This window comes from Streptomyces sp. NPDC054765 (assembly GCF_053612065.1).
This window is the reverse complement of sequence record NZ_JBSHBP010000001.1, coordinates 74,658-97,670: the sequence shown is the minus strand read 5'-3', so window position 1 is coordinate 97,670 and position 23,013 is coordinate 74,658. Positions and strand designations below refer to the sequence as shown.

Here is a 23,013-nt window from a genome sequence, read left to right as displayed (position 1 = left end):
GGCCTGCCCGGACGGGCGGGTTCGGGTCTCCGCTCGGCACGGCGGTCCCGGACCCGCCCCAGGGGTGTCCCCCTACGCAGCCGCCCCCACCGCCCCGGACACCGCCAACTCCCCCACCACGCACGCCACGTTGTCCGGCGCCCCCGCCTCGCGGGCCAGCCGGATCAGTTGCCGTACGGCCTGGTCGGGGGCGTCGGCCGTGGTCAGCACGTCCTGGATCGTCTCGGCCGGCACCACGGAGGTCAGGCCGTCGGTGCAGAGCAGGTAGCGCTCACCGGGCCGTGCCGCCAGGAGCTGGAGGTCGGGGGCGAACTCGGTGCCGCCCTCGAGCGAGCGCAGCAGCAGGGCTCGCTGAGGGTGCGACGACGCCTCCTCCGGGGTGAGCCGGCCCTCGTCGACCAGCGACTGGACCAGGCTGTGGTCATGGGTGATGCGGAAGAAGCCGGAGTCGCGCAGGACGTAGGCGCGGGAGTCGCCGATGTGCAGCAGCGCCAGCTGCGCGCCGGAGCGGAGCAGCGCGGTGAGGGTGCTGCCGCTCGCCTCGTCCGCCGGCGGGGCGGCGCGAAGGGCACGATGGGCGCGATGGGCCGCCTCCTCCAGGACGGCGACCAGATCCGCCGAGGTCAGGTCCCGGTGCTCCAGGTCCTTGAGCGCCTCGATCGCGGCCGTCGCGGCGCGGCCGCCGCCGGGGCCGTAGCCGTCGGCCACGGCCAGCAGCCGCCCTCCCGCGTAGGCGGCGTCCTGGTGGGCCGGGCGCAGCAGTCCCTGATCGGTCAGGGCGGCGCAGCGCATCGTCAAGGGGGTACGCGGTTCGGTCATGCCGGTGTCCTTCCTGGACAGCTGGTCGACGAGGAAGGCGGCCAGGTCCCGGCGGGCGGCGGTGTCGGCCTCGACCCGGGCCCAGTACGCGGCGACCGCCGCGGCGCTCTCGGCGGGCGCCAGCTCGCACACCTCACGGATGCGGGCCAGCGGCATGCCGAGCCGGCGCAGCCAGGCCACCAGCCGCGCCTGCTCCAGCTGGGCGGGCGCGTAGTGGCGGTAGCCGCTGTGCGGGTCGACCCGGGCGGGGGTCAGCAGGCCTAGCTCGTCGTAGAGCCGCAGCGCCTTCGGCGAGAGCCGGCAGGCCCGCGCGAACGCTCCGATGGTCAGCAGCTCACCGCCCCCGTACGGCGCCCCGCCCACGCCTCCGCTCAGCTGTCCGCCGGCCCGTCCGTCCACCCGTCCGCCCTCCTCGTGCCGGGCGTCTCGCCCGGCACAGCCGATGCTGGGGCTTCCCCCAAGGACAAGGTCAAACGGTTGCGGCCGCCCCGCCCGGCCAGGCCTGTCCCGCCACCCCGCCCGAGCCGGCCCGGCACAAGGTCAAACGGTTGCCGCCCCCTCCCGGCCAGGCCTGTCACCCCGCCCGACCGGCCCGTCACCCCGCCCGGACCGACCCGTCCCGCCGCCCGGACCGCCCGTCGCATCGCCCCGCCCGGCCCGGCCTGTCCCGCGGGCCGCCCGAGCCGGCCCGTCCCGCCGTCTACGCGGGGCCGGTCGCGTCCGTCGGCTCCGCCGCGTCCGTGCCGGCCGGAGCCAGCTGGTTGAGCGCGGCGGCGGTCAGCGCCTCGACGCCCATGGTGAGGGTCGGCCGGACCACCGGTATGAAGTGCGGCGAATGGTTGGACGGGATGTCCTGCGCGAGCCGCCCGGCCTCCAGTGCCGTACGGAACTCCTCCGGGTCCCAGCCGCCCAGCCACCAGTAGTAGAGCGGCGCCCCGGCGGCGGTCGCCAGCAGTCCGGCGTCCTCGCTGCCGGTCGCCGGCCCGTAGGCGAACAGCCGCTGCTCACCGAAGAGTTCGGTGAACTGCTCATTGACCTGCCGCAGGGTCGCGGAGTCGTTGACCGTGACGGGGAAGGAGTCCAGGACCTCGGTCTCGGGCGCCCGGTCCGCACCGGAGGCGGCGGCCTCGGCGCGCGCGATGCGGTCGATGGCGGCCAGCACGGCCGTGCGCACCGTCTCGTCGAAGGTGCGGACGCTGAGCCGGACGACGGCCCGGTCGGGGATGACGTTGGCGGTGTCCCCGGCGTGGAAGGAGCCGATGCTGACCACCGCCCGGTCCCCCGCTGCGACCTCGCGGGCCACCACGGACTGCACCCGCTGTACGAAGGACGCCGCCATCAGGATCGGGTCGACGGTGGTCTCGGGCCGCGAGCCATGGCCGCCGGTGCCATGGAAGGTGATCGCCAGGCTGTCGGCGGCGGCCATGCAGGGGCCGGGGCAGTACGCGATCAGCCCGGCGCCGAAGGGCGCGACATGCTGGGCCAGCACCACATCGGGCGTGGGGACCAGGTCCTTGCTGTAGAGGCCGGCGTCGAGCATGGCGCGGGCTCCGCTGCCGGCCTCCTCGGCGGGCTGGAAGAGCACGATCAGCGTGCCGGACCAGTGCGCGCGGCCGGCCGCGAGCAGATCGGCGGCGCCCAGCAGACAGGTCACATGGACGTCATGCCCGCAGGCGTGCATCAGGCCGGGGACCGTGGAGGCGTACTCCAGGCCGGAGTTCTCGGTGACGGGCAGCGCGTCCATGTCGGCGCGCAGCAGGACCACGGGACCCGGGCCGTTGCGCAGGATGCCGACGACGCCGGTTTTGGCGATGCCCGTGGTGACGTCATAGCCGCAGCCGGTCAGCCGGCGGGCGGCCTCGGCGGACGTACGCGTTTCCTGGAAGCCGAGTTCGGGGTGGCGGTGCAGGTCTTCGTAGAGGGCCACGAGGTCCACGAGGCGGTCGTCGAGGGGTGCCAGGACGGCGGCGGGGGCACAGTCGTCGCGGTGCTCGGCGTCATCGGTCGGGCGGGGCCTGCCTGTCGTGTCGCTGTCGCTCATACACGCATTCGACCATGGATCACCACCCCGCGCCGAGCGACGGCCCCCCACCCTTCCCGGACCCGTCCCGTAGGGGTATTCGCCCTTCCCGGAGCCGTCCCACAGGGGTACTCGCCCTTCCCTGGCCGGACTTCGCGGGTGCTCCACCGCCCGTGGGTGACACCGGAGCCCGCGACTGCAACCGTGGCTCATCCTGACTGCGACCGGGGCCGGCACATCCAAGCCGATGACTGGAGGCTGACATTGGCCACTTCCCCCAACCGACCGGCCGGCAAGCCCGGGGACCTCACGGCTCATCTGATGGAACAGGCCATGGGCCCTCTCTTCTCCGCGGCCCTGCGCACCGCGGCGCACCACCGGCTCGCCGACCATCTCGCCGAGGGCCCGCGCAGCGCCGAGCAGCTGGCCACCACCACCGGCACACACGCCCCGCATCTGCGCCGCATACTGCGTTATCTGGCCACCCGCGGCATCTTCCGGGAGGACACCGCGGGCGCCTACCACCTGACGCCGGCCGCGGCGTTGCTGCGTACCGACGCGCCCGACTCGCTGCACCCCGCCGTCATGATGATGACCGGCGAGCTGTTCCTGCGGGCCTGGGCCGCCGTCCCGGAGGCCGTCCAGCACGGCGGCGCGTCCTTCGAGCGGCTCTTCGGCGCGCCGCTCTTCGAGCATCTGCTGTCGGATCCGGCCGCCCGGCTGCTCTTCGACAACGGGATGTCGTCGCTGTCCGCCCCGGTCGACGAGGCGGTGGCGGCCGTGTACCCGTTCCCCGAGGCCGGCACGGTCGTGGACGTCGGCGGGGGCCGCGGCGGTCTGCTGCGCGCGGCGCTGCGCCGCCACCCGCACCTGACGGGTGTGCTCTTCGACCAGGCGCCGCCGCTGGCCCATCACCTCCTGGAAGGCGACGAGTTGAAGGGCCGCTGGCGCACCGAGGAGGGCGACTTCTTCGCGTCCGTACCGGAGGGCGGTGACGTGTATGTGCTCAAGCACGTCCTGCACGACTGGCCGGACGAGGCCTGCCTGCGCATCCTGCGTGCCTGCCACCGGGCCATGGAGACCGGCCGCCGGCTGCTGGTCATCGACTCCGTACTGCCGCCGGGCAACGCCCCGCACTTCGGCAAGACCCTGGACGTCGCGATGATGGCGGTGTTCGAGGGGCAGGAGCGGACGGCACAGGAGTTCGCGACGCTGCTGTCGGCCGGCGGATTCCGGCTGACGCGGGTGCTGCCCACACCGGCCTTCTCCTCGATCGTGGAGGCGGTCGCCGAGTAGCCGCCCCACGGGACGGCACGACACGCCGTGCCCCGCTCCCCTCATCGGCGGCACCGCCCGCCCGCGCTGTACTGATGCCGGCCGCTCCGGCCGACGAGAGGAGCTGACGTGCCGGTCCTCATGCGGGCGCGCCCCCGCGACGAGGAGCACCGCACCGCCACCCCATTGGAGCTCTTCTTCGACCTGTGCTTCGTCGTGGCGATCGCCCAGGCCGGCCGCCAACTGGCGCACGCGCTGCCCGAGGGGCACCCGGAGCACGGCATCTCCGCGTATCTGATGCTCCTCTTCGCCATCTGGTGGGCGTGGAGGAACTTCAGCTGGTTCGCCTCGGCGTACGACACCGGGCGGAGGCCTTCGGCAAGGCCCCGCTGTCGGCGTTCGCGGCACCGCCTGTGTCACGGTGCCGGCCGCGCTGTTCATGGTGACGGTGCGGCTGATGCGCTCCCGGCACCAAAAGCGCGGCCCGGCCCGGCAGCTGGTGCTGCCGGTGTCGTCGCTCGCGGTCCTGGCCTGCACCTTCGCCGGACGCGGGGCGGTCCTGGCAGCCGGCCTGGTGGCATCCGTCACGGTCGCGGCCGGCGTCGCCCTCGCGTCCCGTCAGGGCGGCGCGCAGGTGGAGTAGCGGAAGCCGCCCCGTCACCCGTCTCGGTGAGCGCCCCGCCACCGATCTCGGGAAGGGCGCCGACACGCCCTCCCGCGGCGCCCCCACGGGCTTCTCTTCTCATCCCCCATAAGTGTGCCGAACGGCCGTGCAAACCCCCGCAACAGCCCTGATCCCGCATCAGATTCGGCCATCTCCCACCCCCCTCCAGGTGACGGCCCCTCACCAGCGGAGCCGCCACCTCCACCGGTCACCCCATACCCCGTCAATTACCCACCAATGGACCCCACTTCCCGCCCCTTCGTGCCCTTGTTCCCCGCTGTTCACCAGGGCCGGCGGAGGCGCGTCGACGTGGAGGCGGTAGGGTGCAGATTGCCCTTTTTATGACAGGGGTTCCCCTGGGGAAGAACCGCAGGAGACCCCGGGACCGACCACCGTCCGTACCTGAGGAGACGCCAGCCATGGCCCGCCACGCTCAGTCCCGCGTGCGGCCGAGACTGTCCCGGCGCAGCAAGGCCGTGGGCGGTCTCGCCCTCTCCACCCTGGTCGGCACCGCCCTGTGGGCGTGGCCGGCATCGGGCGACGACCACACCAGCGGGGCCGACGCCAAGAGCACCACGTCCACGACGGCTTCCGGCCCGGACACGCCACGCACCCGGGTGTCCGCCGCGAAATCCGCCCCGAACGCCGCACCGAACCCCCCGGCCGGACGGCCCATCCCGGGCCTCAGCGACGCCGCCCGGAAGCGCATACCGGCCAACTCACGACAGGTCCTGGTCGTCACGGGGAAGGACATGGACTCCTTCGAGTCCCGTGTCGTCCTCTACACCCGCGAGGAGGGCTCGGACGACTGGGAGCCGAGCCCCACCTGGCCCGCGCACAACGCCGCCCACGGCTGGACTGACGACCACCACTACGGCGACCTGCGCTCCCCCATCGGGGTCTACTCGCTCACCGACGCGGGCGGTCTGCTCGGCGCCCCCGAGGGCACCAAACTCCCCTACGACCACAACGGCAGCTTTGTCGCCGGGGGCACCGGTGTGGAGGGCGAGCCGCTGGCCGGCGCCTTCGACTACGTCATCGCCATCAACTACAACCGGGACCCCGGCAACTCTCCCCTGGACCCGCAGCGCCCCTGGGGCGACGCCAAGGGCGGCGGCGTCTGGCTGCATGTCGACCACGACGGCCCCACCCAGGGCTGTGTGAGCCTCAAGCCCAAGGTGATGCGGCAGCTGCTGCGCACCCTCGACCCCGACCTGCACCCGGTCATCGTGATGGGACCGGCCGATTACTGAGCACCCGCCGCACCCCGCGGGGCCGCAGGACGCACTGACCGATGTCCTCGGCCTCCGGGTCGGCCACGCCCGGCGGGCCGGCGACGGCTACCTGACCGGCACCACCGTCGTCCTGGCCCCCGAGGGCGGCGCCATCGCGGCCGTCGACGTACGCGGCGGCGGCCCCGGCACCCGGGAGACCGACGCGCTCGACCCGCGCAACCTCGTCCAGCGGATCGAGGCGGTCGTGCTGACCGGCGGCAGCGCCTTCGGCCTGGACGCCGCGTCCGGTGTCGCCGCCTGGCTGGAGGAGCGGGGCCGCGGCTTCAGGGTGGGCCCCGACCCCGCACAGGTCGTGCCCGTCGTGCCGGCCGCGGCCCTCTTCGACCTGGGGCGCGGCGGCGACTGGCGGGCCCGCCCGGACGCCGCGCTGGGCCGGGCGGCGGCCGCGGCCGCGGCGGAGACCGGGCCCGGCGCCCCGGTCGCACAGGGCAACACCGGCGCCGGGACGGGCGCGGTGACCGGCGGGCTCAAGGGCGGCATCGGCACCGCGAGCGCGGTCCTGCCCTCGGGCGTCACGGTCGCCGCGCTGGCCGCCGTCAATGCCGCGGGCTCCGTCACCGATCCGCGCACCGGCGCCCTCTACGGCGAGCTGTACGAGAGCCCCGCCGCCCTACCCTCCCCCGAGGCGCACGCCACCGCCCTGCGCCGGCTGGCCGCGGCGAAGGAGACCTCCCGGGTCCGCTCGGCCGCATCCGTCCGCCCGCCGCTCAACACGACCCTCGCCGTGGTCGCCACCGATGCCGCCCTCACCCGCGCCCAGGCCCACAAGCTCGCCGGGACCGCTCATGACGGTCTGGCCCGCGCCATCCGTCCCGTCCATCTCCTCTCGGACGGCGACACGGTGTTCGCGCTGTCCACCGCGGCCCGCCCGCTCACCCCCGAAGAGCCCCCCACCGACCCGGCATTCGGCGTGCACGCCGAGGCCGGTGTGCTCAACGAGATCCTGTCCGCCGGTGCGGACGTCCTGACCCGCGCCGTGGTGCGGGCCACCCTGGCAGCGGAAACGGTGGACGGCCCCGGCGGCGTCTTCCCGTCCTACCGAGACCTCTACGGGACCGGCCGGCCCGACGGCCGCCGCCGGCCGCGGCACTGACGGGTCACGCCCCGACCGCCCCGAGCGCCGACCCCGCGGCGTAGGTCACGCCCATCGCCAGCACGCCGCCCCCCACGTTCCGCAGCACCGCCCGCCCCGCCGGCGCGGCGCCCAGCCGGGCACTGCTCCAGCCGCACAGCGCCAGCGCCGCCAGCACCGCAACCACCGTGATCCACAACCGGTGTGCGGCCGGCGGCAGCACGATCGCCAGCAACGGCAACAACGCCCCGGCCGTGAACGCGAGGAAGCTCGCACCCGCCGCATGCCAGGGATTGGTGAGTGCGTCGGGGTCGATGCCCAGCTCCACCTCCGCGTGGGCGCGCAGCGCATCGTGCTCGGTGAGCTGTTCGGCGACCTCCCGGGCCAGCTGCTCGTCGAGTCCCTTGCCCTCCAGCATCTCGGTCAATTCGACGAGCTCGGCCTGCGGTTCGGTCGCCAGCTCCCGCTTCTCCTGGGCCAGCGCGGCCTTCTCCGAATCGCGCTGGGTGGACACCGAGACATATTCGCCGGCCGCCATCGACATGGAACCGGCCAGCAGTCCGGCCAGCCCCGCCGTCAGCAAGGCGCTGCGGGAATCGGTGGCTCCGGCCACTCCGACGACCAGTCCGGCCGTGGACACGATGCCGTCGTTGGCGCCGAGGACTGCGGCCCGCAGCCAGTTGAGCCGGCTGCCGAGCCCGCCGCCGTGCGCCTCGTCGTGCTCCGGTGTCTGCAGGGTCACCGGGAGAGCGTCTCATCCGCACCGGCCGTACCGTGGCCCGACGCCCCCATCTCGCCGTGCACGGGCCGGTGGTAGAAACGGCTCATGTCCGCACCACCCCCCTCCCTGCCTCCCCAGCCGCCACCACCCACGCTCGTCCAGCGAGCCCCCCGCGAGCCGGGCGCGCCCCGCCGCCTGTGGTGGCACCGACTGATATTCGGGCTCTGGTACCGCCCCGTGGAGGTGCTGGACGAGGCGCGGGACCGGAGTGCCTGGAGTGCGGCGGTGCTGCTGTCGTTGATCAGCGGCGGCATCGGGGTGCTGTCCGTGGACGCGTTCCACACCCAGTGGGCCGTCGCCCCCACCGAGGCGCTGAAGCTGCTCGGGCTGGCCGAGGCGGGCGTACTGGCGGCCAGTCTCGCGCTGGGCGCGGTCGCGCACGCCATCGCCCGGACGCTCGGCGGCATAGGCCGCTTCGCGCCGACCGCAAGCCTGTTCATCGTGCTGTTCTGGGTGACGGATCTGCCCCGGATGGCGATCGCGGCCTGGCTGCCGACCGATGCCACCTTCGTGCAGGTCGCGACCTGGACGACCTGGGGGTTCGGCTATGTCCTCGCCGTACTGCTCATACGGGGCCAGCACCATCTGCCGACGTGGAAGTCGGCGGCCGCGGTATCGGTGCAGATGCTGACGGCCCTGGCCGTGCTGAGGCTGGGCCCGGTCCACTGAGACCGGGCCGTTCCCCGGCCGGCTGTCCGGTCAGCTGCGGCTGGTCAACTGCCGTACGAGCCCCTCGAACGCCGCGCGTTCGGCGGCGCTCAGCTCCACGCACTCCGAGGGCGGCCCGGCCGGCCCGGTCTGCCGCGGCACACAACCGAGCCGTTCCGGGTGTGCGGGCCGCGCCATCGGGCCGGGCGGCGCGAACCGCCCGCGCGGCGCGTACCGTGCCCGCATTTCCCGCTGGTCACGCCACATGGCCGCCTCGTACCGCCCCCGGCGCAGGAGTCTGGCCAGTCCGACGACCCAGACGATACCCACGGCGAGCAGCACGCCGAGGCCGATCTGCTGCAGAATCGAAGCGGAGGGGAGCATGCGGTCCTCCCGGACGGATGAGGCGCTGGGGCAGAGCCAGTAGACACCACGCGTCAGTCCTTCGGACAGGGGATCTTGGGACTTAAGTCCTGAAGTGACGCATCTCCTATGACATTTCGCCAGATTCCCGTCTCGACGTCGCGCAGCGGCTCCCAAGAGGCCGCCGCAGACCGCCAAGAGGACGCCAGGGGGCCGCCAGGAGGCCGCCAGGAGGCCGCCAAGAGGCCGACGCGGCAGGGTCCGCCCCGCCCGGTTGTCCGCTCCGGAGGCTTCCCCCGGCGAAGATCGTCCCGGACGATGACGGCACTTCGTCCGCGACATGAGGAGTACGCACGTGCCCCAGCCGCACCGGCCCCAGCCCCGGCCGGCCGCCGACGCCGACACCACTGCCACCGCCATGGAGGCCACCGCCATGGCGGCCGGCACCGCGGAGCCCGCCACCACCACGGAGCCCGCCACCGCCGAGCCCTCGGGCGCCGCCCCGCCCGGAGAGCCGCCCGCCCGCGCCCTGGACGGCATTCTCGTCGCGGACTTCAGCCGGGTGCTGGCCGGACCGCTGGCGGCCGCGACGCTCGCCGACCTCGGCGCGGAGGTGATCAAGGTGGAGCGGCCGGGCACCGGAGACGACACCCGTGCCTGGGGCCCGCCGTTCGCGGCCGACGGGACCGCCGCGTACTTCGACGCGGCGAACCGCTCCAAGCGCGGTCTGGCCCTGGACCTCGGCGACCCAAAGGACGCGGCCGCGGCCCGTGAGCTGGCGCGCCGGGCGGACGTACTGATCGAGAACTTCCGCCCCGGCTCGCTCGCCCCGTACGGCCTGGACCACACCGCCACCCGCGCCGCCAACCCGGGCCTGGTGCACTGCACCATCACCGGTTTCGGGTCCGGCGCGGGCGCCCGGCTGCCCGGCTACGACTTCGTGGTGCAGGCGGTCGGCGGACTGATGAGCATCACCGGCGAGCCCGGCGGCACTCCGCTGAAGGCGGGGGTCGCCCTGGTCGACGTACTGACCGCGAAGGACGCCGCCACCGGCATCCTCGCGGCCCTGCACCACCGCGCCCGCACCGGCCGGGGGCAGCTGGTGGAAGTGAATCTGCTCTCTTCTCTGCTGGGCTCACTGGTGAACCAGGCCTCCGGCCACCTGGCCACGGGCCGCGATCCGGGCCCCATGGGAAACCGCCATCCGAGCATCGCGCCGTACGAGACGCTGGTCTGCCGGGACGGGCAGCTGCTCGCCGTGGCGGTGGGGAACGACCGTCAATTCCGGGCGCTGGCGAAGACGCTGGGCGCACCGGAACTTGCCGACGACGTCCGGTTCGCCCGCAATCAGGACAGGGTGCAAAACCGCACAGATCTCATCAAAGCGCTGGAAGCGAAGCTGGCCACCGACACCCCGCAGGCCTGGTCCGGACGGCTGGCCGACGCGTCGGTGCCCTGCGGCCCGGTCAACACCCTCTCCGAGGCGCTGGAGTTGGCGGCGCGGCTCGGCCTCGATCCGGTGACCCCCGTCGGCGAGGGCCGCATCCCCCAAGTCACCAGCCCACTCCGCCTCTCGGGGACCCCGGTGACCCAACCCTCCGCTCCACCCCGCCTGGACGAACATGGCACGTCACTGCGAACCTGGCTATCGGGACCGGCCGACCACCCCCTGCCTTCACGAATGTGACCTTCGCCACACCAGGGCCGTACCCGCAACCAAATCCGCCCGTAGGTGCTGTTTAACAGCACGGATTCACAACACCCCTGTATGGAGCAGCTCGTGACATCGCCGGACAACCCCGCGCCCGCTCGGTCCCGCACCCCGCACCAGCTGCTCCAGCCAGCCGAGCAGCCGGTGTCCGGCGCACCGCGCCCCAGCCGTCGGATGCGCCGCACTCTGGCCGTCACCGCCCTGTTCGCGGCGGGTGCGCTCGCCCTGTCCGCCTGTGGCGGGGACGCCTCGGCCGGCGGCAATGACGACGGCAAGAACGGTCAGGCCGGTGCGGATGCCGCGGCCAAGAAGGACGCCTCCGACGCCAAGATCAAGGTCTCGGCGGAGGACGGCGCCACCAACGCCAGCATCAACGACACCGGGGTGAAGGTCACCGGTGGCAAGTTGACCGATGTGAAGCTCATCGCCGCCGACTCCGGCAAGACCGTCGCCGGTGCCATATCGGCCGACGGCATGTCCTGGAAGCCCGGCGCCCAGCTGGACCGGGGCGCCAAGTACAAGATCGTGGCGAACGCGAAGGACGCCAAGGGCCGGCCCGCCACCGAGAACGCCAGCTTCACGACGGTCTCCTCGGCCAACAGCTTCATCGGCAGCTACACCCCCGACGACGGCAAGACCGTCGGCGTCGGCATGCCGGTGTCCTTCAACTTCGACAAGGCGATCACCAACAAGAAGGACGTCCAGTCCCACATCAAGGTGACCTCCAGCAGCGGCCAGCAGGTCGTCGGCCACTGGTTCGGTGCCCAGCGCCTGGACTTCCGGCCGCAGGACTACTGGAAGGCCGGCTCCAAGATCACCATGAAGATCGACCTGGACGGGGTGAAGGGCGGCGCCGGCATCACCGGTGTGCAGTCCAAGACCGCCTCCTTCACCATCGGGCGCTCGCAGGTCTCCACGGTCGACATGAACACCCAGACCATGACGGTCAAGCGGGACGGCAAGACCTACAAGTCCATCCCGATCTCCGGCGGCAGCGCCGATCACCCGACCTACAACGGCCAGATGGTGATCTCGGAGAAGTTCGAGCAGACCCGGATGGACGGCTCCACGGTCGGCTTCGGCGGTGAGTACGACATCAAGGACGTCCCGCACGCCATGCGTCTGTCGTCGTCCGGCACCTTCATCCACGGCAACTACTGGGGCTCCTCGTCCGTGTTCGGCAACTCCGGCACCAGCCACGGCTGCGTCGGTCTCCAGGACAGCAAGGGCGGCGGTGGCGACACCCCGGGCAAGTGGTTCTTCAACGAGTCGCTGATCGGCGATGTCGTCATCGTGAAGAACTCGCATGACAAGACCGTCCAGCCGGACAACGGCCTCAACGGCTGGAACCTGTCCTGGTCCGAGTGGCAGGCGGGCAGCGCGGTCTGACGACGGCGCCCGCAGCACAACTGCGCGAAGGCGGTGGCCGGTCCCGGGCGGGACCGGCCACCGCCTTGTGTACGGGGCTCCGCTCCCCCTCAGCCGTCCGGATCCACCGTGTTCCGCAACGGCACCTCCCGTACGAACCAGGCGGCCGCGAAGCCGAGGACCGCCAGCCCCGCGGCGCCGAGCAGAACGCCGTGCAGCCCGCTGGTCACCGCCGCCCGGTAGGCGTCCCGCACCGGCGCGGCCGGCCCGTCGAGCACCTGCGGCGTCAACTGCCCGGCCCCCGCCGTCAGCCGGCGCGCGGCACCCTCCCCCAGCCGGCCGGCGAGCCCGTCGTGCAGCCGGCCGGTGAAGACGGCGCCCAGCAGGGCGACGCCGAGCGAACCGCCGACCGTACGCAGCAGCGTGACCGTGCCGCCGGCGGCGCCCATGTCACGGGGCTCCGCGCTGTTCATGGTGATGATCATGGTGCTCTGCATGACGAACCCGATGCCCATTCCGGCGACGGCCGTGAGCGCGGACGCCAGGGCCGTCGCGGTGTCCGTACCGAGCAGCAGCAGGATCATCAGGCCCACGGTCAGCACCCCGCCCCCGAGGATCGGGTAGCACCGGTAGCGGCCGTTGCGGCTGATCAGCGCCCCGGTGCCGAGCTGCACGCCGAGCATCCCGAACATCAGCGGCAGCAACAGCAGACCGCCGGCCGTCGGCGACAGCCCCTGCACGAACTGCATGTACTGCGGCAGATAGCTGGTCACGCCGAGCATCACCGCACCGACCAGAAAGCTCAGCACCTGCGCCACGGTGAAGTTGCGGCTGCGGAACAGCCGGGGCGGGATGACCGGTTCCGCCGCCCGCCGCTCGACCCGTACGAACCAGGCCGACGCCACCACACTCACCGCCGCCAGCCCGAGAATCTGCGGTGACGCCCACCCGTACCGGACGCCGCCCCAACTGGCCAGCAGGGTCAGCGCCAGGATGGCGGCGGACAGCAGCAGCACGCCCGGGTAGTCGATCCGCGCCGTGCTCCGCCCGCCGCGGCCCAGGCGGATCCACCCCCCGACGATCACCAGCGCCACGACCCCGATCGGCACATTGACGTAGAACGCCCACCGCCAGCTCAGATGGTCCGTGAGGAAGCCGCCGAGCAGCGGCCCGCCGATGAACGCCACCGGCATCATGGCGCCGATCATCGACTGCATCCGGCCGCTCTGCCGCGGCGGCACCAGGACCCCGATGATCGACAGCGCCCCGACCATCAGCCCGCCCGCCCCCAGCCCCTGCAGGGCCCGGAATGCGATGAGCTGCCCCATGTCCTGCGCCAGCCCGGACAGCATCGATCCGGCCAGGAAGAGCACGACCGCCGCCATGAACGTGCCCTTGCGGCCGTAGAGATCCCCCGCCTTCCCCCAGATCGGTGTCGCCACGGCGGTGGTGAGCAGATAGGCCGTCACCACCCACGACAGGTGATCCAGGCCGCCGAGTTCCCCCACGATCGTGGGCAGCGCCGTCCCGACGATCAGACCGTCCACCATCGCCAGGAACATCCCGAGCAGCAGCCCGAACACCCCGAAGTACCACGACCGCGTCGGCCGCTCCCCGGTCGGCGCCGCCTCACCCGTCGCGCCCGTCGCGCCGGCCTTGCCCGTCGTGCCTGTCGCACCCGTCGCGCCGGCCCTCTCTGCCCGGTCCGCCCCTCCGGCCTGGCCGACCGCTCCCGTCGTGCCATTGGTCGTCATTATTGCGCCCCCTCACTCCGTGGCTCCGTGACTCCGTGGCTCCGTGACTCCGTGGCTCCGCCTCTTGGCGGCAACGGGGCATGACGTCCCCTCACCACACTGCGCGTGTACGCCGTATCGAGCGAATACAACGTACACATCGGCGTGTACAGCGTCTACTGCTGATACGTTGTACGCAACGCTCCGGGAGGATCCAGGAAGGAAGTGAGCCTCATCGCCGGCAAGAAGCGAGCCGAAGCCAAGGACCAACAGCCGTCCGAATCCACCACGGACGCGCCGGACCCGGCGGCGGTCTCCCTCTGGGAGCGCCTGGACCGGCCGGCCCCGGCTCCCCGCGCCACCCTGACTCCGCAGAAGATCGCCACAGCCGCCGTACGGATCGCCGACGCCGACGGCATCGACGCCGTGACCATGCGGCGCCTGGCCACCGAACTGGGCGTCGCCCCCATGGCGGCCTACCGCTATGTCTCCGGCAAGGGCGATCTGCTGGACCTGATGACGGACGCGGTCTACGCGGACCTCACGCTCCCCGACGACGTCGAGAACTGGCGCGACGTCATGCGCGCCAACGCGCTGCGCAGCCGGGAGATCGTGCTGCGCCACCCCTGGCTCATCCAGATCTCCTCACCGCAGTCGTTGCGCGCGCTCACCCCCCACCGGATGGCTGCGGCCGAGCGGGCGCTCTCCGCTCTGGACGGGCTGGGCCTCGGCATCGACGCGATGATGGCCGTCCTCGGGACCGTCAACTCCTATGTGCACGGCGCGGTTTCGGCGGAGGTTGCCCAGCACAGCCTGATGCGGGAGCAGGGCTGGGCCAGCCCCGACGATGTGCGGCTCGCCCTCGCCCCGCAGATGCGCTACCTGATGAGCACCGGCCGCTACCCCACCTACCACCGCTACCTCCGCGAGGCCACCCGCAAGGACGACCCGCAATGGCGCTTCGAAACCGGCCTGGACAGCGTCCTCGACGGCATCACGGCCCGGCTGGGAATCTGAGCGGCCGCCAAAAACTGCTTCAGCGGCCGCCGGACACTCCGACGGCCGCTGACCGGTTTGAGGGACCCGTAGGGGCTCGTGGGGCCCGTAAGGGCCGTAAGGGCCGTAAGGGCTCGGTTGAGGAGCACGTGGGGATCCCGTTGGAGGACCCTGCGGAGGGCTTACGGGTGGTAGTGCTCGACGATCTTCGTGGCGGCGCCGTGTTCCACCGTCACCCGGACATCGACGCTGCCGGTCCTGGCCGCCTTGCGCAGGTCGGCGAGGGTGCACGGGGTGGTGCCGTAGCCGGAGCTGTCCAGGTGGACGCGGCCGTCGGGGGCCTCACAGAGCGCGGCCGCACCGAGCACCTTGGTGCTGTTGAGGATGAAGAAGGCCTGCTCCATACCGCTGTCCTGGGCCACCGTGAGCTTGTCCTCGGTGAGCCAGTTCAGCCTGCCGGCCCATGTGCCGCTGACGCCCTTACGGCCCGCGGAGGCACCACCCTGCCCACCGGCGCCGCCCGTCGTCGACACCTGGCCCCCGTTCGTGCCCGTACGCGACGTACCCTTCCCCGTTGCGGACCCGGTGTTACCGCCCGTCTGCCCGCCCGTGGCGGACGACTCCGTGGACGAACCCGCGCCGGAGGGCGCGGCCGACGCCTTGTCGCCTCCGTCCTGGCACGCCGTCAGCGAGAGCGCCGCCGCCGCGACGACCGAGGCGACCGCGAGACGACGACCACGACGCAGGGTGGTGGTGGCGAGCGGCATGAGGAATTCCCCCGAGCTGGTGACTGGTGCCCTTCGGCGTGACACTCATGACTCTCGTCGCGCCGGCTAAGGATCGACTAACGCACGAGTAACCATGCCTTACGTCCCTCAGAACACGCTCGGGTGAAGCGGAAGGGTCAGGCGGCGACCGTCGCCTCGGCCTCGTCGTCGGCCGGTGAGGCCGCGGCGCGGGTGTGCGGCGGTGTGCGCAGGCCCTTGAGGAGGATCACCAGGGCTGCGCTGACGGCCGTACCCGCGGCGATGGCGAGCAGGTAGAGGAACGGCTGACCGATCAGCGGGACGACGAAGATGCCGCCGTGCGGGGCGCGGAGGGTGCAGCCGAAGGCCATCGACAGGGCTCCGGTGACCGCGCCGCCGGCCATCGCGGAGGGAATGACGCGCAGCGGGTCGGCGGCGGCGAAGGGGATCGCGCCCTCGGTGATGAAGGAGGCACCGAGCACCCAGGCCGCCTTGCCGTTCTCCCGCTCGGCCTTGGTGAAGAGCCGGCCGCGGACGGTCGTGGCCAGCGCCATCGCCAGCGGCGGGACCATACCGGCGGCCATCACCGCGGCCATGACCTTGAGACTGCCCTCGTTGGGGTTGGCGAGGCCGCCGACCGCGAAGGCGTAGGCAACCTTGTTCAGCGGGCCGCCGAGGTCGAAGCACATCATCAGGCCGAGGATGATGCCCAGGATGATCGCGTTGGCGCCGGTGAGGCCGGACAGCCAGTCGGTCAGACCCTTTTGCAGCGCAGCGATCGGCTTGCCCACCACGAGAAACATCAGGAAGCCGACGAGCGCGGCGGAGATGAGCGGTATGACGACGACGGGCATGATGCCGCGCAACGGCGCCGGGACACGGACCCGTTGGATCGCCATCACCACGGCGCCCGCGAGCAGACCGGCGATCAGGCCGCCGAGGAAGCCCGCATTGACGGTGAGCGCAATGGCGCCGCCGACGAAGCCCGGGACGAGGCCGGGCCGGTCCGCCATGCCGTATGCGATGAAGCCCGCCAGGACCGGGACGAGGAAGCCGAACGCGACGCTGCCGATCTGGAAGAGCAGCGCCGCCCAGCTCGTGGAGTCCGTCCACAGGAAGTGGTCGGCGACGGACGGCGCCTTGTTGACCGTGTAGCCGCCGATGGCGAAGGCGAGCGCGATGAGCAGACCGCCCGCGGCGACGAACGGGACCATATAACTGACGCCGGTCATCAACCACTTACGGAGGCGGGTGGCGAAGCCGTCGCCCGCCTCGGCGCCCTTGTCCATGGGTGCGGCGGCGCGCGCGGGGGCGGATGCCTCGCCGCGTTCGGCCTTCTGCCGTACCTTCGCGATGAGTTCGGCGGGGCGGTTGATGCCCGCCTTCACCCCGACGTCGACGGTCGGCTTCCCGGCGAACCGCTCCTTCTCCCGTACCTCGACGTCATGCGCGAAGATCACACCGTCCGCGTCCGCGACGAGCTGCGGGTCGAGCCGCTTGAACCCGGCCGAGCCCTGGGTCTCGACGAACACCTCGACGCCGGCCTGCTGCCCGGCCTTCTCCAGGGATTCGGCGGCCATGTAGGTGTGCGCGATGCCGGTGGGGCAGGAGGTGATGGCGACGATACGGAAGGGGGCGGCTGCGGCGGAGGTCTCGCGAGGAGCCTCCGAGCCGGGTACGGATATGGATTCCGGCTCAGGCGCCGACTCCACGGCAGACGCCGGGTCCACGGCAGACGTCGGCTCCACTGCAGACGCCGGCTGTGCTTCCAAATCCGGCCGTGCGTCGACTACCGGCCGTGCATCGGTTTCCGTCGCGTCGGCCGAGGGCTCCCCCGCCGGCTCGTCTCCGCGGATCAGTGCCGCCGTACGCCCCGGTTCGGTGGCGGACCGCAGCGCGCCGGTGAAGGACTCGTCCATCAGACGCCGGGCGAGGGTCGAGAGGATCGACAGATGGTCCGCGTCGCCGCCCGTCGGGGCCGCGATCAGGAAGATCAGGTCGGCCGGACCGTCCGGCGCGCCGAAGTCGATGCCGGAGGCGCTGCGCCCGAAGGCCAGCGTCGGCGCCGTGACATGCGCGCTGCGGCAGTGCGGAATGCCGATCCCGCCGTCGAGGCCGGTCGGCATCTGCGCCTCGCGTGCGGCCACATCCGCGAGGAAGCCCTCCAGGTCGGTGACGCGCCCGTGGGCGGCCATCCGTTCGGCCAGGGACCGTGCGGCGGCGTCCTTCGTTTCTGCGGACAGGTCGAGGTCGACCAGTTCCGCGGTGATCAGCTCACGCATCGCGGGCTCCCTTGCGCGCGGTACCGCCATGGGGGCGGTGGGACGGAACGGGGGGTGGCGGCTGGGGTGCCGCTCGGCACGGGCCGCAGGACGGGACTTCCCGGCATGGGCCGGAGGACGGGCTCTCCGGGGGACCCACGGCGGACGGCGGGACTTCCCGGCGTGGGCCGGAGAGCCGGTTCAAGAGGACGCAAGCGACCAGGAGACCAGCAGGAACAGCAGCTCGGCGCGTGGCAGCAGCCGGAGCAACTCGGCGCGCGACAGCAACCGGAGCAACTCGACGCGCGGCAGCAACCGGAACAGCAGTTCCGCACACGGCCGCAACCGAAGCAGCAGTTCCGCGCACGGCGGTCACCACCCGACCGGATCGCCGCGCCTCCCTCATGACACCGGCTCCGTCAGTACGAGGTTGAGCGGCACCGCATCGGTGGTGGTGACCGCCGCCGCGTCCAGATCGGCCGGTGTCGGCATCAGGCTGCCGGGCAGCTGGACGGCGGCCGCGCCATGCGCCAGCGCCGCGGCCAGCGCCCTCCGCCCCGTACCGCCCGCCGCCAGGAAGCCGGCCAGCGACGCATCGCCCGCGCCGACATTGCTGCGGACGGCGGCGACCGGGGCGCTGCCGAAGCAGGCGCCCTCCTCGCCGACCAGGAGCTGGCCGTCCGCCCCGAGCGAGGCCAATACTGCGCGGGCTCCCCATGCGCGCAGCTCCTCGGCGGCCTTGACCACATCGCCGAGGGTCGTGAGCGGGCGGCCGACGGCCTGCGCCAGCTCCTCGGCGTTCGGCTTGACGACGTCCGGGCGTTCGCGCAGCGCCGCGGCCAGCGACGGGCCCGAGGTGTCCAGGGCGATCCGGGCGCCGGCGCGGTGGGCGCGGGCGACCAGCTCGGCGTACCACTCGGGCGCCAGACCACGCGGCAGGCTGCCGCAGCAGGCGATCCAGTCGGCGCCGGCGGAGCGCTCGCCGACCGTGGCGAGCAGCGCCTCCGACTCGTCGGCGGTGAGTTCGGGCCCGGTCGCGTTGATCTTGGTGAGGGTGCCGTCGGGTTCGGCGACGGAGATGTTGGAACGGGTCTGTCCGGCCACCTGGACCCCTGCCACCTCGATGCCCTCGGCGCCCAGCAGCCCGGCCAGCGCTGCCCCCGCCGGACCGCCCAGGGGCAGTACGGCGAGGGTCCGGTGCCCGGCGGCGGCGACCGCCCGGGAGACATTGACGCCCTTGCCTCCGGGGTCGATCCGGTCGGCGGTGGCCCGGAGCACGGCCCCGCGGTCCAGCGCCGGGATCTCGTACGTACGGTCCAGGCTGGGGTTGGGGGTGACGGTGAGGATCATGCGCGTACTACTTCCGTGCCCGCGCGCTCGATGGCGAGGGCGTCGTCGGGGCTCAGGCCGGTGTCGGTGATGAGCAGGTCCACATCCGACAGCTCACCGAACCGGGCGAAGTGCTGCTGCCCGAATTTGGCGGAGTCGGCGAGGAGGACGACCCGGCGCGCGGCGGCGATCAGCGCCCGCTTCACGGCGGCCTCCGCGAGGTCGGGCGTGGTCAGGCCGCCGTCGAGCGAGAAGCCGTTGGTCGCGAGGAACAGCACATCGGCGTTGATCTCGCGGTAGGCGCGCAGCGCCCAGTCGTCGACCGCGGCCCGCGTACGGCGGCGGATCCGGCCGCCTACGAGGTGGAGGGTGAGCCCGGGGTGGTCGGCCAGCCGCGCGGCGACCGGCAGGCCGTGGGTGACGACGGTCAGCTCGGCCTCCAGCGGGATCTCGGCGGCGAGCCGGGCGGCGGTCGTGCCGGCGTCCAGGATCACGCTCCCGGGGCCGGCGGCGGCGCCTTCGCCGCCGGGAAGCTCGGCGAGTGCGGCCCGAGCGATGCGCTGCTTCTCGTCGGCGGCGACGGCGTCCCGCTCGGCGAGGTCGGGCTCGAAGTCCAGCCGGCCGGCCGGGATCGCCCCGCCGTGCACCCGGCGCACCAGCCCGGCCCGGTCCAGCGCCTTCAGATCGCGCCGCACGGTCTCGGCGGTGACCTGGAACTCCTCCGCCAGGGAGAGCACATCGACCCGCCCGCTCTCACGGGCGAGCCGCAGCATCTCCTGCTGGCGCTCCGGTGCATACATCAGCGTGTTGTGTCCGTTCCATGCCCGAACCTGTGGTTTCAGCGCGATGCTACGCCCGCACCTCCGCGAAGTAAACGTAAATGGACTTCCAGCAGACCCAAACGGACATCACATTGGCTCCGGGGCGGACCCAAGCCACACCCCCCGGAGCCACACCCACCCGGAGCCACACCCACCCGGAGCCACGCCCTGCGGACGCACACCCAGCGGACACAGGCCCTGGGGACACAAAAGAGCCCCGACGCCACGAAGGGCACCGGGGCTCGTGGTCGCCAGGCCTCGACAGGCCTCGCCAGGAGCAAGTACAGGCACTGGTACGGACACGGACACGGGCACACGTACGGGAACAGGAAGCCACAGCCACAAGCCGCAGGCACAGCCGCAGCCACAGATCCGCCCCGGGACATCGGGCACGCGCCGGAGCGCGCGCCCTCATGCGGCCGCTACGCCGCCGCCATACCCGCCGCCATGCCCGCCGCTACGCTGCCGCGTCGAATCCCGTGTCACGCGCCATCCGCTTCAGCTCCAGCAGGGCGTGCTTCTCGATCTGCCGGATCCGCTCACGGGTCAGGCCGTGCTGCTTGCCGACCTCGGTCAGCGTGCGCTCACGGCCGTCATCTATGCCGTACCGGGCCTTGATGATCGAGGCGGTGCGATGGTCGAGGCGGTCGATCAGATCCTCCAGCTCCTCGCTGCGCAGCAGCGTGAGCACGGACTGCTCGGGCGAGGCCGCGGAGGTGTCCTCCAGCAGATCGCCGAACTGGGTGTCGCCGTCGTCGTCCACCGACATGTTGAGGCTGACCGGGTCGCGGGCCCAGTCGAGTACGTCGGTGACACGGGCGGGCGTGGAGCCCAGCTCGCCGGCGACCTCCGCCGGCTCCGGGTCACGGCCGTTCTCACGGTTGAACTCGCGCTGCACCCGGCGGATGCGGCCCAGCTCCTCGACGAGGTGCACGGGCAGCCGGATCGTGCGCGACTGGTCGGCGATGGAGCGGGTGATGGCCTGACGGATCCACCACGTCGCATACGTCGAGAACTTGAAGCCCTTGGCGTAGTCGAACTTCTCCACGGCACGCACCAGACCGGCGTTGCCCTCCTGGATCAGGTCCAGCAGGGGCAGCCCGGCACGCGGATAGCGGCGGGCCACCGCCACCACGAGGCGGAGGTTGGAGCGGATGAAGATGTCCTTGGCCTTGGCACTCTCCTCGGCCAGCGCCTCGAGCTCCTCGCGGCCGGCACCTGCGGCGTTGCCGTCGGTGACCTCGCCGTCCAGGATCTGCTGGGCGTAGACACCCGCCTCGATGGTCTGGGACAGCTCGACCTCCTTGGCGGCGTCGAGCAGGGGCGTACGCGCGATCTCGTCGAGGTACATGCCGACCAGGTCGCGGTCGGCGATCTCCCCGCCTACGGCGCGAACACTGTTGGCCCCGTCAGAACCCTTGCTGCTTTCCTGACGTCGGGCGACGGCACGGGTTGCCATGCGTGTGCTCCCTTTGCGATGAGTCGGTCGCGGGACGGTGGGCGGACCGGATGGGGCATCAAAACCGATGCTCACCGTGCGGCCCGTCCGAAGGAAACAACGGCTGGAATCCGGACAGAATTCCCACGCTGCCCCTCTATTTTTCTGATCATGCAGTACCCTGCGCCCCCACCCAGGGAGGTCGTATGCCGCGTGAGCATGGGGAACTGCAGGTCAGGGCGGGCACCGAAGCGGACCTCCCGGCTCTTACGGATCTTTACAATCACTACATCCGTGAGACGTGCATCACGTTCGACCTGGAGCCCTTCACTCCTGGCGAGCGTCGCCCGTGGTTGCTCTCCCACCCCCAAGACGGACCGCACCGCCTTCTGGTTGCCCAGGAGGCGACAGAACGGTCGAAAAACCCGTACAACGGGCCGGTGGGCGACCTGCGCGCCGGGGCGGCGCCCGGGACCCCCGTCCCGTACGGAGGCGCGTTGCTCGGTTACGCGACCAGCAGCGCGTTCCGCCCGAAGGCGGCCTATGCCCCTTCCGTCGAGGTCACGGTCTACTGCGCGCCGCACGCCGCCGGCCGCGGCGTCGGCACGCTGCTCTACACAGCCCTGTTCAAGGCACTGGCCGACGAGGACGTCCACCGCGCCTACGCCGGGATCACCCAGCCGAACGAGGCGTCCACCCGTCTCCACACCCGTTTCGGGTTCCGGCACATCGGTACGTACACGGAGGTGGGACGCAAGTTCGGCCGCTACTGGGACGTGGCCTGGTACCAAAAGGACCTGACCTGATCCGTTCCTCGCCGCCTACCCACTCTCCCGCTCCTCACCCGCGCTCCCACTCCTCACCGGCACTCCCGCTCCTCTCCAGCTCCCCAGTCCCCGCTTCCCCGCTTCCCCGCCTCCCCGCTCCCGGCGTCCGCTGCTCCGGTTGACGCCGGCGGTACCCGGGTGTGGCCTGGACAGGAGGAACGGCAGGACAGGGGGACAGCGGGACAGCGGGACAGCGGGACAGCGGGACAGCGGAACAGCAGGGCGGGGCAACGGGACAGCGAGGCGATCGAGAGGAGCCCGTCATGGACCAGCACGCTCACCCGCACGGTGCAAGGGCCGCCCGCTCACACGGCACCGTGGACGTCGAACACGGCGCGACGGCGAACGCTCAGGCCCGTGGCCGACAGCCGGCCCCACGACCGGAAGGCATGGCGGGAATGGCGGCGAGGGCCAGGCACATCCCGCCGACCGTGTCGTTGCCGATCATCACGGCACTCGCCTTCGGCTGCTTCACCATCTTCCGCACCCACACCGACGGCACCAAGGGCGGCCCGGCCATGCTGTACGGGCTGGCCGGGGCCGTGGTGACCGGTGCGCTGGGGCTGGTGGTGGCCCACTTCCAGTCGTCCATGATCACCGAAACCAGGGCGGCCGCCTACGGCACGCTCTTCGGCTGCGCGTTGGGCTGGGTCTACAGCCTCGGCGGAGAAGCGATCCTCAAGTCGTCCGCCTTCGGCCTGACCATGGGCGCCGTGATGTTCGTCGCCGCCCTCTACGTCTTCCGCACCCATCGCGTCCGCGAGCCACACGGCATCCACCGACCCCACAAGCCTCACAAGCCCCACCGAGAACACCGCCTCCCCGTGGCCACCCACTGAGGCGAGC

General features: G+C 72.2%; 21 protein-coding genes and 1 pseudogene. 11 read left to right on the top strand and 11 right to left on the bottom strand.

Annotated elements, in window-relative coordinates; genetic code table 11:
- Positions 1-72 precede the first annotated feature (72 nt).
- Entirely contained in the window at positions 73-1,182 is a 1,110-nt protein-coding gene (locus ACWGJY_RS00530; RefSeq protein ID WP_453258773.1) for a MerR family transcriptional regulator, read from the bottom strand.
- Positions 1,183-1,519: 337 nt separating this feature from the next.
- The gene (locus ACWGJY_RS00525; RefSeq protein WP_453258587.1) at positions 1,520-2,860 is read right to left on the bottom strand and encodes an amidohydrolase; all 1,341 of its coding nucleotides are present in this window, start codon (positions 2,858-2,860) and stop codon (positions 1,520-1,522) included.
- A 243-nt stretch (positions 2,861-3,103) separates the two neighbouring features.
- Here ACWGJY_RS00525 and ACWGJY_RS00520 point away from each other — a divergent pair, with 243 nt between their 5' ends.
- The 5 genes and pseudogenes from ACWGJY_RS00520 to ACWGJY_RS00500 all read left to right on the top strand — a co-directional run bounded on the left by ACWGJY_RS00520 (position 3,104) and on the right by ACWGJY_RS00500 (position 7,166).
- Positions 3,104-4,135, top strand: a complete 1,032-nt coding sequence (locus ACWGJY_RS00520; protein ID WP_453258586.1) for a methyltransferase — start codon at positions 3,104-3,106, stop codon at positions 4,133-4,135.
- Positions 4,136-4,255: 120 nt separating this feature from the next.
- Positions 4,256-4,474: pseudogene (locus tag ACWGJY_RS00515) on the top strand (low temperature requirement protein A); the annotation flags it as partial.
- Positions 4,475-4,535: 61 nt separating this feature from the next.
- Positions 4,536-4,757, top strand: coding sequence for a hypothetical protein (locus tag ACWGJY_RS00510; protein ID WP_453258788.1), 222 nt, complete (start codon positions 4,536-4,538; stop codon positions 4,755-4,757).
- A gap of 440 nt (positions 4,758-5,197) precedes the next feature.
- Positions 5,198-6,031, top strand: coding sequence for a L,D-transpeptidase family protein (locus ACWGJY_RS00505; RefSeq protein ID WP_453258585.1), 834 nt, complete (start codon positions 5,198-5,200; stop codon positions 6,029-6,031).
- Positions 6,024-7,166: a P1 family peptidase gene (locus tag ACWGJY_RS00500; RefSeq protein WP_453258772.1), complete on the top strand. Its 1,143-nt coding sequence runs from the start codon at positions 6,024-6,026 to the stop codon at positions 7,164-7,166. The genes ACWGJY_RS00505 and ACWGJY_RS00500 overlap by 8 nt, the downstream gene beginning before the upstream one ends.
- A gap of 4 nt (positions 7,167-7,170) precedes the next feature.
- Here ACWGJY_RS00500 and ACWGJY_RS00495 read toward each other — a convergent pair whose 3' ends face one another.
- Entirely contained in the window at positions 7,171-7,887 is a 717-nt protein-coding gene (locus ACWGJY_RS00495; protein ID WP_453258584.1) for a VIT1/CCC1 transporter family protein, read from the bottom strand.
- 84 nt (positions 7,888-7,971) lie between these two features.
- Here ACWGJY_RS00495 and ACWGJY_RS00490 point away from each other — a divergent pair, with 84 nt between their 5' ends.
- Positions 7,972-8,595: a YIP1 family protein gene (locus tag ACWGJY_RS00490; RefSeq protein ID WP_453258583.1), complete on the top strand. Its 624-nt coding sequence runs from the start codon at positions 7,972-7,974 to the stop codon at positions 8,593-8,595.
- Between the two features lie 30 nt (positions 8,596-8,625).
- Here the strand turns inward: ACWGJY_RS00490 and ACWGJY_RS00485 are convergent, their stop codons facing one another.
- A complete protein-coding gene (locus ACWGJY_RS00485) occupies positions 8,626-8,958 on the bottom strand; it encodes a hypothetical protein (protein ID WP_453258582.1) in 333 nt (110 codons plus the stop codon).
- A gap of 412 nt (positions 8,959-9,370) precedes the next feature.
- On the opposite strand from ACWGJY_RS00485, the gene ACWGJY_RS00480 reads away from it, so the two are divergent.
- Positions 9,371-10,624 carry a CaiB/BaiF CoA transferase family protein gene (locus ACWGJY_RS00480; RefSeq protein ID WP_453258771.1) on the top strand — a complete coding sequence of 418 codons (1,254 nt, stop codon included), beginning with the start codon at positions 9,371-9,373 and terminating at the stop codon, positions 10,622-10,624.
- Positions 10,625-10,705: 81 nt separating this feature from the next.
- Positions 10,706-12,037 carry a L,D-transpeptidase gene (locus tag ACWGJY_RS00475; protein WP_453258581.1) on the top strand — a complete coding sequence of 444 codons (1,332 nt, stop codon included), beginning with the start codon at positions 10,706-10,708 and terminating at the stop codon, positions 12,035-12,037.
- An 89-nt stretch (positions 12,038-12,126) separates the two neighbouring features.
- Here ACWGJY_RS00475 and ACWGJY_RS00470 read toward each other — a convergent pair whose 3' ends face one another.
- On the bottom strand, positions 12,127-13,770 hold the full coding sequence (locus tag ACWGJY_RS00470; RefSeq protein WP_453258580.1) for an MDR family MFS transporter: 1,644 nt from the start codon (positions 13,768-13,770) through the stop codon (positions 12,127-12,129).
- Positions 13,771-13,974: 204 nt separating this feature from the next.
- Here ACWGJY_RS00470 and ACWGJY_RS00465 point away from each other — a divergent pair, with 204 nt between their 5' ends.
- On the top strand, positions 13,975-14,766 hold the full coding sequence (locus ACWGJY_RS00465; protein WP_453258579.1) for a TetR/AcrR family transcriptional regulator C-terminal domain-containing protein: 792 nt from the start codon (positions 13,975-13,977) through the stop codon (positions 14,764-14,766).
- A 161-nt stretch (positions 14,767-14,927) separates the two neighbouring features.
- Here ACWGJY_RS00465 and ACWGJY_RS00460 read toward each other — a convergent pair whose 3' ends face one another.
- The 6 genes from ACWGJY_RS00460 to ACWGJY_RS00435 all read right to left on the bottom strand — a co-directional run bounded on the left by ACWGJY_RS00460 (position 14,928) and on the right by ACWGJY_RS00435 (position 21,361).
- Positions 14,928-15,512 (bottom strand): hypothetical protein, encoded by a 585-nt coding sequence (locus ACWGJY_RS00460; RefSeq protein WP_453258578.1) that lies wholly within the window; start codon positions 15,510-15,512, stop codon positions 14,928-14,930.
- Positions 15,513-15,649: 137 nt separating this feature from the next.
- Positions 15,650-17,773 (bottom strand): fructose-specific PTS transporter subunit EIIC, encoded by a 2,124-nt coding sequence (locus tag ACWGJY_RS00455; RefSeq protein ID WP_453258577.1) that lies wholly within the window; start codon positions 17,771-17,773, stop codon positions 15,650-15,652.
- Between the two features lie 180 nt (positions 17,774-17,953).
- Positions 17,954-18,097: a hypothetical protein gene (locus ACWGJY_RS00450; RefSeq protein ID WP_453258576.1), complete on the bottom strand. Its 144-nt coding sequence runs from the start codon at positions 18,095-18,097 to the stop codon at positions 17,954-17,956.
- A gap of 57 nt (positions 18,098-18,154) precedes the next feature.
- Positions 18,155-19,102 carry a 1-phosphofructokinase gene (gene pfkB, locus ACWGJY_RS00445; protein ID WP_453258575.1) on the bottom strand — a complete coding sequence of 316 codons (948 nt, stop codon included), beginning with the start codon at positions 19,100-19,102 and terminating at the stop codon, positions 18,155-18,157.
- On the bottom strand, positions 19,099-19,881 hold the full coding sequence (locus tag ACWGJY_RS00440; protein WP_453258574.1) for a DeoR/GlpR family DNA-binding transcription regulator: 783 nt from the start codon (positions 19,879-19,881) through the stop codon (positions 19,099-19,101). Before ACWGJY_RS00440 ends, pfkB begins: the two co-directional genes overlap by 4 nt.
- Positions 19,882-20,359: 478 nt before the next feature.
- Complete coding sequence (locus tag ACWGJY_RS00435; protein ID WP_453258573.1) at positions 20,360-21,361, bottom strand: sigma-70 family RNA polymerase sigma factor; 1,002 nt, start codon at positions 21,359-21,361, stop codon at positions 20,360-20,362.
- A 185-nt stretch (positions 21,362-21,546) separates the two neighbouring features.
- Between ACWGJY_RS00435 and ACWGJY_RS00430 the strand changes: the two genes are divergently transcribed.
- Positions 21,547-22,146, top strand: coding sequence for an N-acetyltransferase family protein (locus ACWGJY_RS00430; RefSeq protein ID WP_453258572.1), 600 nt, complete (start codon positions 21,547-21,549; stop codon positions 22,144-22,146).
- Positions 22,147-22,430: 284 nt separating this feature from the next.
- Positions 22,431-23,006, top strand: coding sequence for a hypothetical protein (locus ACWGJY_RS00425; protein ID WP_453258571.1), 576 nt, complete (start codon positions 22,431-22,433; stop codon positions 23,004-23,006).
- Positions 23,007-23,013 lie beyond the last annotated feature (7 nt).